12 protein-coding genes and 2 rRNA genes are annotated in these 11,770 nt (G+C 41.1%); all 14 read left to right on the forward strand.

Annotated elements, in window-relative coordinates; genetic code table 11:
* A 23S ribosomal RNA gene (locus Q1W14_RS12235) occupies window positions 1-224 on the forward strand; the annotation flags it as partial.
* Window positions 225-296: 72 nt separating this feature from the next.
* Window positions 297-407: ribosomal RNA gene (rrf, locus tag Q1W14_RS12240) — 5S ribosomal RNA — on the forward strand.
* A 434-nt stretch (window positions 408-841) separates the two neighbouring features.
* Complete coding sequence (locus Q1W14_RS12245) at window positions 842-1,288, forward strand: hypothetical protein (RefSeq protein WP_300701806.1); 447 nt, start codon at window positions 842-844, stop codon at window positions 1,286-1,288.
* Between the two features lie 210 nt (window positions 1,289-1,498).
* Window positions 1,499-2,311 (forward strand): MotA/TolQ/ExbB proton channel family protein, encoded by an 813-nt coding sequence (locus tag Q1W14_RS12250; protein WP_300701807.1) that lies wholly within the window; start codon window positions 1,499-1,501, stop codon window positions 2,309-2,311.
* 112 nt (window positions 2,312-2,423) lie between these two features.
* Window positions 2,424-3,029 (forward strand): biopolymer transporter ExbD, encoded by a 606-nt coding sequence (locus tag Q1W14_RS12255; RefSeq protein WP_300701808.1) that lies wholly within the window; start codon window positions 2,424-2,426, stop codon window positions 3,027-3,029.
* A gap of 12 nt (window positions 3,030-3,041) precedes the next feature.
* Window positions 3,042-3,698 (forward strand): biopolymer transporter ExbD, encoded by a 657-nt coding sequence (locus tag Q1W14_RS12260; RefSeq protein ID WP_300701817.1) that lies wholly within the window; start codon window positions 3,042-3,044, stop codon window positions 3,696-3,698.
* A 28-nt stretch (window positions 3,699-3,726) separates the two neighbouring features.
* Window positions 3,727-4,539: an energy transducer TonB gene (locus Q1W14_RS12265; RefSeq protein WP_300701809.1), complete on the forward strand. Its 813-nt coding sequence runs from the start codon at window positions 3,727-3,729 to the stop codon at window positions 4,537-4,539.
* Between the two features lie 13 nt (window positions 4,540-4,552).
* Window positions 4,553-5,503 carry a PstS family phosphate ABC transporter substrate-binding protein gene (locus tag Q1W14_RS12270; protein ID WP_300701810.1) on the forward strand — a complete coding sequence of 317 codons (951 nt, stop codon included), beginning with the start codon at window positions 4,553-4,555 and terminating at the stop codon, window positions 5,501-5,503.
* A gap of 5 nt (window positions 5,504-5,508) precedes the next feature.
* Window positions 5,509-6,954, forward strand: a complete 1,446-nt coding sequence (locus Q1W14_RS12275; protein WP_300701811.1) for a tetratricopeptide repeat protein — start codon at window positions 5,509-5,511, stop codon at window positions 6,952-6,954.
* Between the two features lie 415 nt (window positions 6,955-7,369).
* Window positions 7,370-8,224, forward strand: coding sequence for an ATP-binding cassette domain-containing protein (locus Q1W14_RS12280; protein ID WP_300701812.1), 855 nt, complete (start codon window positions 7,370-7,372; stop codon window positions 8,222-8,224).
* Window positions 8,221-9,054 (forward strand): hypothetical protein, encoded by an 834-nt coding sequence (locus tag Q1W14_RS12285; RefSeq protein WP_300701813.1) that lies wholly within the window; start codon window positions 8,221-8,223, stop codon window positions 9,052-9,054. Before Q1W14_RS12280 ends, Q1W14_RS12285 begins: the two co-directional genes overlap by 4 nt.
* Window positions 9,055-9,056: 2 nt before the next feature.
* Complete coding sequence (locus Q1W14_RS12290) at window positions 9,057-9,425, forward strand: GntR family transcriptional regulator (RefSeq protein ID WP_300701814.1); 369 nt, start codon at window positions 9,057-9,059, stop codon at window positions 9,423-9,425.
* A 12-nt stretch (window positions 9,426-9,437) separates the two neighbouring features.
* Window positions 9,438-10,238 (forward strand): hypothetical protein, encoded by an 801-nt coding sequence (locus Q1W14_RS12295; RefSeq protein ID WP_300701815.1) that lies wholly within the window; start codon window positions 9,438-9,440, stop codon window positions 10,236-10,238.
* Between the two features lie 84 nt (window positions 10,239-10,322).
* Window positions 10,323-11,642 (forward strand): anaerobic C4-dicarboxylate transporter family protein, encoded by a 1,320-nt coding sequence (locus Q1W14_RS12300; RefSeq protein WP_300701816.1) that lies wholly within the window; start codon window positions 10,323-10,325, stop codon window positions 11,640-11,642.
* Window positions 11,643-11,770: the final 128 nt, after the last annotated feature.

Consider the following 11,770-nt stretch of genomic DNA (forward strand, 5'->3'; position numbering starts at 1 on the left):
GAGAGGACCGTGTTGGACTGACCGCTGGTTTACCAGTTGTGCCGCCAGGTGCATCGCTGGGTATCTAAGTCGGGATTGGATAAGTGCTGAAAGCATCTAAGTACGAAGCCAGCCACAAGATTAGATTTCTTAGGGTCGTCAAAGACGATGACGTTGATAGGAGGCAGGTGTAAAGGTGGTAACATCATAGCCGAGCCTTACTAATTGCCCGTTCACTTTTTGTCTTCCGAGTATGGGGGATATATACGTTCAGCCAACAAAAACTGACTTTACTTTTTACATCATGTCTACCTTATTCAGGTGACTATAGCACCGGGGTTCCACCTCTTCCCATTCCGAACAGAGAAGTTAAGCCCGGTCACGCCGATGGTACTGCGTAACAGTGGGAGAGTAGGTAGTCGCCGTTTTTGAAGAGAAGCCCCTGTATCCATGATACAGGGGCTTTTTTCGTTTAGACAACTATGTAAATTTGGACAACTACGTAAAATTGTGGGGCTTTCTTGCTGATTGTTTTTTAATGCTAGATTCTATTATAAAACTCATATTTTATAAAAAATAGCATATATCGGCGCTTGGATATATCTTACTTAACATTCGAATTTACTTAATAGAATATTCTTTTTGTACTACATATTTCAATGATTAAAAGTCCTTAAAGCCAGTGATTTATATGCTCTTTTGCTTTCGTATTACATACTTTCTTTGTACCTTTACTTCATAATAAGAGGAATAATAGGTCACGCTTGAACCGTGATATTTTTATCTTTTTATATAAAAAAAAGTGATATTGGAAAACAAATGTAAACGCGAACTGTTTATTATTGTAGATTTATAAGACGACATGAAAACAACTGTAAAGACATTTTGGATTTGTACCTTTGTAATGCTGGTTTGCAGCATTAGCGGTAAAGCCATTGACTTTACTAAAGCAGGTAGCGGATTAACTGATGGTTATGAAGTCTCTGCTTCTACGTCTTCAGTCTCAGCTATTTCCGATATCAATATTGATGAACCGAATACTACATTTAGTCATGCAAAGTTTGTATGGTCATCGGATGTAGAACTTGGGACAAAGCCTATTACGGAAATATACACTTCCAACCAACAACGTCTACGTAGAGTTCTTGAAGACAATCTGTTCCTCAGAAATATATTTCTGATTTTATCTAATCACGAGAACTTACTCGTTCAGGGACAGACCAAACTATATTTTTCTGATAAAGCACCCTATTATGCATTAATGGGCAGTGATTACTACATTTTTACGCTTCGGCGAATTCTGATTTAATATACTACATCTCCTTTATTTAATTTTCTTCTTTGCCCCTTCTTTCTTGAAGTAATTGAAAGTTGGTAGCCCTCTTTATGTACATCAAAGTCATGATACAAAAGTGAGGTTGCAAGAGTGGTTGCGTCCTGAAGGCTCGCAAGTGGAGAATTATATCCCTATGCTTTATATTTATAATCAATTTAAGTACCAACAATTAAATTTTGCATCATGGAAACTACTCAAAAAAAGTCTGCCTCCTTTAAGGGCATCAAATCTGCCGGTTGGGTAATCGTAATTTGTTTTATCATCGCCGTGCTAATCTTTCAATTTGTGCTTGGAAATCCTTCCAACTTTATGAACAATGACCCGAACAACCACCCATTGCCAGGAAACTTCCTCGGTACTATATATAAAGGTGGATTTATTGTTCCTGTTATCCAAACTCTTTTGCTGACTGTGCTTGCACTGAGCATTGAACGTTACATTGCTATTCGTGCCGCTTTCGGTAAAGGTTCATTAGTAAAATTCGTTGCAAACATTAAAGCTGCTCTTGCTGCCGGTGATATGAAGAAGGCACAGCAGATTTGTGATGCACAACGTGGTTCTGTTGCTAACGTAGTAAATGCTACTTTAAGAAAGTACTCTGAAATGGAGGGGGATACAACTCTGACCAAAGAACAGAAATTGCTTGGCATCCAAAAAGAACTGGAAGAAGCTACTGCATTGGAATTGCCTATGATGGAGCAAAATCTTCCGATTATCGGTACTATTACTACTCTAGGTACATTGATGGGGTTGCTTGGTACGGTTATCGGTATGATCCGTTCGTTCGCCGCTCTTGCTGCCGGAGGTTCTGCTGACTCAATGGCATTGTCTCAAGGTATTTCTGAGGCCTTGATTAATACGGCATTCGGTATCTTGACTGGTGCATTGGCCGTTATTTCTTATAACTACTATACCAACAAGATTGATAAGTTGACTTACAGCCTTGACGAGGTTGGATTCTCTATCGTACAGACCTTTGCAGCCACACATAAGTAAATTGAAAATTGAGGATTGAGAATTAAAAATGATACTCATACGTATCCTCGATTCTTTTATTTCTCAACTATTATTTCTCAATTACTAATTCTCAATTTTTAATTTAAAAATTATGGGTAGAGCGAAAATAAAAAAGAAAAGTACGTTCATCGACATGACGGCGATGAGTGACGTGACTGTATTGCTGCTTACCTTCTTCATGTTGACATCTACGTTTGTGAAGAAAGAACCGGTACAGGTAACCACTCCCGCCTCCGTTTCCGAGATCAAGATCCCGGAAACGAATATCCTTCAGATATTAGTCGATCCGGACGGAAAAGTATTTATGAGTCTGGACAAACAAGCAGACTTACGCAATGTGCTGGAAGCTATGGGACAAGAATATGGAGTGACTTTCTCACCCGAGGAGATTAAGAAATTCGGATTGGCATCCACTTTTGGAGTGCCGATGAAGAGTATGAAGAAATACCTCGACTTGCCACAAGACCAGCAGGACGCTGTGTTGAAGAATGAAGGAATACCGACTGACAGTATAGACAATCAGTTTAAAGCTTGGGTGCGTAATGCTCGTGCTGCAAATAGTGATCTGCGTATTGCCATCAAGGCAGATGCCAATACTCCTTATTCTGTAATCAAGAATGTTATGAACTCACTTCAGGACCTTAGAGAGAATCGGTATAATCTGATTACTTCTCTGAAGACTACTTCTGAAGACTAACGGAAAGGAAATATTATGGCTGAAATACAAGAAAGCGGTGGTAAGAAGAAAGGTGGAAAAACCAAGCAAAAGAAAATGACCGTCAGGGTGGACTTTACACCCATGGTGGACATGAACATGTTGCTGATTACCTTCTTTATGCTTTGTACTTCTCTGAGCAAACCTCAGACGATGGAGATAAGCATGCCGAGTAACGATAAAGATATTACCGAAGAGCAGCAATCTAAAGTGAAGGCATCACAAGCTATCACATTGTTGCTGGGTGAAGGTGATAAATTGTATTACTACGAAGGAGAACCTAACTATAAAGACTATTCCTCACTGAAGGAAACTACCTATAAGCCGGATGGTCTGAGAGAAATGCTCCTGAAACGTAATAGAGCTGCTGTGCAGGAAGTGAATGAACTGAAACAGCAGAAACTGGATCTAAAGATATCGCAAGAAGATTATGAGAAGCAGCTTTCCGAAATTAAAAGTGGAAAGGATACGCCGACTGTTATTATAAAAGCTACCGACGACGCTTCGTACAAAAATCTGATTGATGCTCTCGATGAAATGCAGATATGTGATATAGGTAAATATGTGATAACGCAAATTGCCGATGCCGACGAGTTCTTAATGAAGAACTATGAAAGCAAGGGGGAGTTGACGCAGAACATTGCCGAATAATGTGTAACACCTAAAACAAAGAAAGAAAATGGCTAAAGTAGATTTAAGTTCTTCGGAATGGTGTGACCTGATATTCGCGGACAAGAATAAAGCGTATGGTGCCTATAAGATGCGCGAAAACTCTCCCAAACGTCACAATATAGCTGTGATATTGGTGATAGTTATTGCATTGATAGGATTCAGCATTCCTGCCTTGATTAAAATGGCTACTCCTAAGCAAAAAGAAGTGATGACAGAAGTAACTACCCTCTCGCAACTCGATGAGCCGGAAGTGAAACAAGAGGAGATGAAACGTGTTGAACCGGTGGCTCCGCCGCCTCCCGCACTGAAAAGCTCTATCAAGTTTACCGCTCCTGTCATCAAGAAGGATGAGGAAGTAAGGGATGAGGACGAAATTAAGAGCCAGCAAGAACTGACTCAGACCAAAGTTACCATCTCTATTGCCGATGTGAAAGGTAATGACGAAGCTAACGGTAAAGATATTGCTGACCTAAAACAAGTAGTGACACAAGCTGTCGAAGAAGAGAAAGTGTTCGATATGGTAGAACAAATGCCGCAATTCCCCGGTGGACAGGTAGAATTGATGAAGTGGATTGGCGAACATTTGAAATATCCGACTATTGCACAAGAGAATGGAGTGCAAGGACGTGTTACTTGTCAGTTTGTTGTAGGTAAGGACGGAAAGGTACGAGAAGTAACTGTACTCAAGACCTTAGACCCCTATTGCGATAAGGAAGCTGTTCGTGTTATCATGGCAATGCCTAATTGGATTCCGGGTAAACAGAATGGTAAGGCAGTAGCAGTGAAATATACAGTCCCAATTACTTTCAGATTACAATAATAATGTGTGTGTTATGAAGACGGTGAAACAACTTCAGCTTTTAGGCGTGTTGACAATGCTGGTTATACTGGCCGGTTGCCAACGCAAGCCCAAGGATGGGCGGACGGATACCTATACTTCCGGTGTAATAGCAATTGCTGCCGACGAAAGTTTTCAGCCTATTGTGCAGGAAGAGATAGATGTATTCGAAGGACTCTATCCCTTGGCAGGAATTGTGCCCCGTTATGTGACGGAAGTAGATGCCGTCAACCTCTTGCTCAAAGACAGTCTGCGGTTAGCTATAACCAGCCGCAGACTGACTCAGGAGGAAATGAATTCCTTTAATAGCCGGAAATTCTATCCGCAGGAAATAAAGATAGCTACAGATGGTTTGGCTTTGATTACCCATCGGGGTAATCCGGATACTTTGATTACTGTTAAAGATATCCGCCGTATCCTGACCGGAGAAGCTAAGCAGTGGAAGGATATCTATCCGGATTCACGTTTAAAGGATATCAGTTTGGTGTTCGACAATAAGAATTCCAGTACCGTACGTTTTGCAGTTGACTCAATTTGTAAAGGTGCACCGCTTTCCGATCAAGTGAAGGCACTGAAGACGAACAGAGAGGTTATCGACTACGTAGCCAAGACCCCCGATGCCATAGGTATCATCGGCGTGAACTGGCTAAGTGATAAAAATGACAGTACAGGACTTTCCTTTAGTAAAGAGGTGCAGGTGATGTCCGTCAGTGATGCTGACAAGGCTACACCGGGTAACAGTTTTAAACCTTATCAGGCGTACTTGTTTTACGGTGATTATCCGTTGACACGCAGCATTTATGCCTTGTTGAATGATCCGCGGGGAGCACTTCCGTGGGGATTGGCTTCTTTCCTCGCATCCGACCGGGGACAGCGGATTATATTAAAGTCGGGATTAGTACCCGCCACCCAGCCGGTGCGCGTGGTAAACGTCAAAGATGAATAACTAAAATGAAAGCTAAAATGAAACGTAGATTTGTATTATGCATGGGAGCAGTACTGTTTGCAGGTACGCTCGTTGCACAAACGCCGGTGTCTGAATGGCAAGCGGGGTTAGATAAAGTAAAAGACCTGATTAAGACGAATCCCGGACAAGCTTCGACCGAAGTAGGGGAAATGTTGAAAGGTAAGAATAAAAAGAATGTAGATTTAGTCGTTTCCGTAGCCCGTGCCTATATGGATGCAGGAAAGCTTTCGGAAGCAGAAACCTATTTGGAAATTGCGCGTAAGGCTGATAGTAAAGATCCGAAAGTATCTGTTTTAGAAGGAGACATTGCACTTGCCCATAAAGAAGTGGGCAAAGCTTGCCAACTTTACGAACAAGCCATTTATTTCGATCCGAACTGTAAGGAGGCTTATATAAAATATGCACAGGCTTATAAGTCGGCAAGTCCTTCACAGGCCATTGAGAAGCTGCAACAACTGAAAACATTGGCTCCCGATTTTCTGGAAGCTGATAAAGAATTGGCCGAAGTGTATTATGCCAACAACCGCTTTAAAGATGCGGCGAAAGCATACTCCGGTTTTATTGATACATCCATCGCTACGGAGAATGACATCTTGAAATATGCTTTTGCATTATTTTTGAGCCATGATTTCGAGAAATCCTTGGCAATTGTTCAGAAAGGTTTGCAGAAGAATGAACGTCATGCTGCATTCAACCGCCTTGCGATGTACAACTATACCGATTTGAAACGGTATGAGGAAGCTGAAAAAGCAGCGACAGCTTTCTTCAACGCTTCGGACAATGCGGATTACTCTTATTTGGACTACCGCTATTACGGTGCTTTGCTGAGTGCACTGAAGAAATATGACCAGGCAGTTATAGAATATAAAAAAGCTTTAGATAAAGACGCTACCCAAATGGAATTGTGGCGTGAAATCTCCGATGCGTGCGAGCAGAATAACAATTATGCCGAAGCTATAGCCGCGTATCAAAAATATTATGATTCATTGGATCAAGACAAAAAGACGCCCGAAGCCCTATTCCAGTTAGGACGTCTTTACTACGGTGAGGGGACGTCTTCGGACACACTTGCCGTAAAGCCTGCCGACCGTAAGGCGGCATTACAGGCTGCTGACTCTGTGTTCGCGCTTGTTTCCGAACAAGCTCCCGGTAGTTACCTGGGAGAGCTGTGGCGCGCCCGCACGAATTCGGCCATGGACCCTGAAACAACAGATGGTCTGGCCAAACCTTATTATGAAAAGGTTGTGGACGTGCTGCTTGCTAAGAATGAACCGAAGTACAACTCTACATTGATAGAAGGCTACAGTTATCTGGGCTATTACTATCTTTTGAAGAGTGACTATCCTACTTCGAAAGAGTTCTGGAATAAAATTCTGGCTATCGACCCCACCAACGCTACTGCTAAAAAGGCGTTGGACGGCATCAAATAGCAATAATTTTAGTTGTTTGTCGTGTCGGGAGGAGCGGAGAGTGATTCTTAGCTCCTCCTTTTTTTGTTCTTTTTTGTAATCTATTTTCTTCCTCATTTTGACATTATAAAGAACCTCTTTCCTTTTTTACTAAAAACCGAATGGATTTTTACTAAATCTTCGACAGATTTTTACTAAATTCTGAGAGAAGATTTACTAAAAATTATTTCGTGCTCCACAGTACCTTCTGAGGCCGTTTTAAGGCTACTCTCCCCAAACTACCATTTGTAAAATAAAGTGATGTAATATCGCTTCTCTAATTATTTTTATAAATTTCTTCTTGAATCGCTTGTTATTCTAAAAAGAATATATACTTTTGTGGTGTACTATTATACTAATACACATAAACAATAAGATATTTAATAAAACCAAGCGTATGTTACAAGTAGAAAACATTTCATTTAGCTATCGCAGGGGCAAGAAAGACGTCCTGAGCGATTTTTCGCTTTCGTTGGAGAAAGGTAGGGTGTACGGGCTGTTGGGAAAGAATGGAGCCGGCAAATCCACACTTTTGTATCTGATGAGCGGTTTGCTCACTTCCAAACATGGAAAAGTGATGTATAATGATATCGATGTTCGTCGTCGGTTACCTATCACGTTACAGGATATGTTCCTAGTGCCCGAAGAATTTGAATTACCTCCGATTTCTTTAGTAAGCTATATCGAACTGAATAGTCCCTTCTATCCTCGCTTTAGCAAAGAGGACATGATGAAATATCTGCATTATTTTGAAATGGATCTGGACGCAGACTTGAAAGCTTTGTCTATGGGACAAAAGAAAAAGATCTTTATGAGCTTTGCCTTGGCTACCAATACTTCGTTGTTGTTGATGGATGAGCCTACCAACGGATTGGATATTCCTGGAAAGAGCCAGTTCCGCAAATTTATAGCTTCGGGAATGTCGGATGATAAAACAATTGTGATCTCCACGCACCAGGTTAGGGATATTGATAAGGTGTTGGATCATGTATTGATAATGGATAATAGCCATGTTATGCTGGATGAATCTATTGCCGGTATCTGTGAAAAGCTACTGTTTGTAGAAAGTGACGACCATGAATTGGCTAAGACTGCGCTCTTTACTATTCCGTCCGTACAAGGAAATCTTTTGTTATTGCCTAATACGGAAAATGAAGAATCGGAGATTAATCTTGAACTGCTATTTGGAGCTACACTTGCTACGCCCGATAAGATAGCGGAATTGTTTCACTCTAAAACAAATGGACAATGATACGCGATACATTTTTTAGTATGCACCGCTTTGTGGATGTATGCCGCAAAGAGATGATAGAGAACTGGAAGACATATATACTACGTTCTGTTATGGTTTATGGAATGCTGGCTATAGTTTTCATTTGGGATGGATATTTTGATTATAAGAGAATAGATGTTCTTTCGCAAGGAGTAGTAGATCCTCTTTGGGGGTTCGAAGCCAGAATATTCCTATTTGCATTTGTTATTTGGGGATGTATCAGCGCGTCGTTCGCAATGGAACGAATGAAGACCAAGACTAGTCGGACAGTTGTCCTGATGACGCCTGCCACGATGTTTGAAAAATATTTTTCACGTTGGCTGATAGCTATCTGCGGTTTCCTTGTCGTCTTTCTGATTGCCTTCAAAATGGCGGACTGGACGCGGGTTGTTGTATATATGTTGAAATATCCCGGTTCGGATGTAATCTCTTCATTTCCGCTTTGGCAATTCTGGACAAATTCAGGTGCGTTCTATGAAGTAGCAGGAGGTGGCGGACCGGACATGTTGATATTTATAAGTGCTTTTTCACTTGTTCAATCCTTCTTCATGTTGGGTAGCACTGTTTGGCCGAAGAATGCATTGATCAAGACCTTTTCGGCAGGAATAAGTATTGTAGTAGTTTATATTCTGTTTTCGGTGATGATGGGCAAAATATTCCTGACCGGTGATTTTTTTATAGATGATACGGGTGTTGATAAGGGAGTGATACAAACTGTGGTAGTTGCTGTTAATTTCTTTTTTACTCTTTTCAACTGGGTACTTGCCTATTTCCGTTTCAAAGAATCTGAAATTATAAATCGTTGGTAATTATGAATTTTAAAGAAAGTAAAGCCATCTACCTGCAAATAGCAGACCGCATTTGCGACGAAGTACTTCTCGGTCAATACAAGGAGGAAGAACGTATTCCTTCGGTACGGGAGTATGCGGCTGTGGTAGAGGTGAACGCCAATACGGTGATGCGCTCGTACGATTACTTGCAAACGCAAGGTGTCATCTACAATAAACGGGGTATCGGCTATTTCGTATCTGCCGGTGCGCGCAAGTTGATCCTTTCGTTACGGAAAGAATATTTCCTGAAAGAAGAAGTGGACTATTTCTTCAAACAGATATTTACGTTGGGTATTTCTGCCGAAGAACTGGCAGGTATGTACCAGGAGTTTTTCAAGAAACAGAATTAAAAGAAAAGAATTATGAAGCGAACAACTTATATAATGATAGGAATGTTGCTTGCCGGCTTTGTGGTGATAAGCGGCATGATGTTTTATTCGATTAGCCACGGTACTACTAGGGAAGATACCTATATGGAAATTGGAGGGGAACAAAAAACAGTGCAACTTCCTGAATGCCGCGTAGTGCAATTCGTCTGGACGGAAACGGAAAATGAGAAATATTTAGCTATCAATCAGTTTAAATTCCCGCTAAAGGTTCAACCGGCGGATGTAGGTAGCCTGTCTTATGCCAATGAAATGGATAAATACATGAATTTGCAATCTGTTGGAGATACATTGCGGATAACATTCAACTTTTCAAATGAAAAACTGGAAAAGAAATTCCAAAATAAGGAATGGTTGAATATTCGTTTTGCAGAAATGCGCCTGAACTTACCGGTAAATGTACAACAAGTTCTTGTTGGGGTTAAGAGTATGGAAACGACATTCAGCAACTTCCGTTGTGATACCCTTTCTTTCCAATCGTCAGGTGTAGTTCGTGTTGAGAATTGTCAGATTACTGCTCTCACGGCGCAGGCACGCACCTTAAATTTCGATAGTGGAGAAGTGCGTGACTTATACTTGAACTTGGATGATATAAATAATTGGACAGTAAATACTGATTCGTTCCATATAGATACGGAGTATCTGACCGGTAGTATGAATCATAATTGTGTCTTGCAGAAAGGAGAATGCCGTCAGGTTCTTTGGACTCCCCAAAGCGATAATGCTTCTTTGGATGTGAAATTAGAACAGGCGGTCAAGATAGAATTGAGCGAATAGTAATAATAAATTTGAAAAGCTATTATCGTTTGATGGAGTTACTACCAAATGCTTTATCTTTGTAAGTTACAAAATATACAAAGTATGATCTTACAATTAGCATTTGTATTAGTTGCCATTATTATAGGTGCACGTTTAGGAGGTATCGGCCTTGGTGTAATGGGCGGTATTGGATTGGCAATCCTGGTGTTTGGTTTCGGATTGCAGCCTACTTCACCTCCTATCGACGTTATGCTGATGATAGCTGCAGTGATTTCTGCCGCTTCGTGTATGCAGGCAGCGGGTGGTTTGGATTATATGGTGAAGCTGGCGGAGAAACTATTGCGTAAGAATCCGTCACAAGTAACCATTCTGAGTCCGATAGTAACTTATCTGTTTACGTTTATTGCCGGTACCGGGCATGTGGCATATTCAGTACTCCCTGTGATTGCCGAAGTTGCCACAGAAACCAAGATACGTCCTGAAAGACCTTTAGGAATAGCCGTAATAGCTTCACAGCAAGCTATTACGGCTAGCCCTATTTCAGCTGCGACGGTAGCATTGCTCGGATTATTGACTGGATTTGATATTACCCTGTTCGATATCTTGAAGATTACAATTCCTGCTACCATTGTCGGCGTACTGGTCGGAGCATTGTTCTCAATGAAAGTGGGCAAGGAGCTGGTGGATGATCCTGAATATAAGAAAAGACTCGAAGAGGGTTATCTTAACACTAAGAAAATAGAAATAACGAGTTTGCATAACAAGCGCCATGCTTTGGTATCTGTGCTAATTTTTATTCTTGCTACTATCTTTATTGTATTTTTCGGTTCATTTGATAGTTTGCGTCCTTCGTTTGTAATTGATGGTGAGACGGTGAAACTCGGTATGTCTGCCATTATAGAAATCATTATGCTATCTGCTGCTGCTCTTATTCTGCTGCTGACTAAAACGGATGGAATGAAAGCAACGCAAGGTTCTGTATTTCCGGCAGGTATGCAAGCCGTTATTGCTATATTCGGCATTGCCTGGATGGGTGACACTTTTCTGCAAGGTAACCTGTTGCAACTAACCCAATCTATAGAAGGAGTGGTACGGGAAATGCCTTGGTTATTGGGGATTGCCTTGTTTGTGATGTCCATTCTGCTTTATAGCCAGGCTGCTACTGTTCGTGCATTGATGCCTTTGGGTATAGCCTTGGGCATTTCTCCTATGATATTGATTGCTTTGTTTCCCGCGGTGAATGGCTATTTCTTTATTCCTAACTACCCTACGGTAGTAGCCGCAATAAACTTTGATCGCACGGGGACAACCAAGATCGGAAAGTATGTGTTGAATCACTCTTTTATGATGCCCGGACTTGTCTCGACTATCGTAGCTATTGTACTGGGATTGCTGTTTATTGAAATATTCGGATCAATGTAAAAACCTGAGGGGATAAAATTATAATTTTTTATCTTTGCCTGCAAATTAATTGATTATGGAGTTAAATGGTTATCGCCTTCTTCTTCCTGAAGGTACTTTGGATTACTTTGATCTTGTTGATGTGCAGG

Origin of the sequence: Bacteroides sp. (assembly GCF_030151085.1) — a bacterium.
Classification (GTDB): domain Bacteria; phylum Bacteroidota; class Bacteroidia; order Bacteroidales; family Bacteroidaceae; genus Bacteroides.

Bases quoted from the DNA above. Each gene is read 5' to 3' on its own strand.
- Q1W14_RS12245 (WP_300701806.1), top strand. From the start codon at position 842: ATGAAAACAACTGTAAAGACATTTTGGATTTGTACCTTTGTAATGCTG.
- Q1W14_RS12250 (WP_300701807.1), top strand. From the start codon at position 1,499: ATGGAAACTACTCAAAAAAAGTCTGCCTCCTTTAAGGGCATCAAATCT.
- Q1W14_RS12255 (WP_300701808.1), top strand. From the start codon at position 2,424: ATGGGTAGAGCGAAAATAAAAAAGAAAAGTACGTTCATCGACATGACG.
- Q1W14_RS12265 (WP_300701809.1), top strand. From the start codon at position 3,727: ATGGCTAAAGTAGATTTAAGTTCTTCGGAATGGTGTGACCTGATATTC.
- Q1W14_RS12270 (WP_300701810.1), top strand. From the start codon at position 4,553: ATGAAGACGGTGAAACAACTTCAGCTTTTAGGCGTGTTGACAATGCTG.
- Q1W14_RS12275 (WP_300701811.1), top strand. From the start codon at position 5,509: ATGAAAGCTAAAATGAAACGTAGATTTGTATTATGCATGGGAGCAGTA.
- Q1W14_RS12280 (WP_300701812.1), top strand. From the start codon at position 7,370: ATGTTACAAGTAGAAAACATTTCATTTAGCTATCGCAGGGGCAAGAAA.
- Q1W14_RS12285 (WP_300701813.1), top strand. From the start codon at position 8,221: ATGATACGCGATACATTTTTTAGTATGCACCGCTTTGTGGATGTATGC.
- Q1W14_RS12290 (WP_300701814.1), top strand. From the start codon at position 9,057: ATGAATTTTAAAGAAAGTAAAGCCATCTACCTGCAAATAGCAGACCGC.
- Q1W14_RS12295 (WP_300701815.1), top strand. From the start codon at position 9,438: ATGAAGCGAACAACTTATATAATGATAGGAATGTTGCTTGCCGGCTTT.
- Q1W14_RS12300 (WP_300701816.1), top strand. From the start codon at position 10,323: ATGATCTTACAATTAGCATTTGTATTAGTTGCCATTATTATAGGTGCA.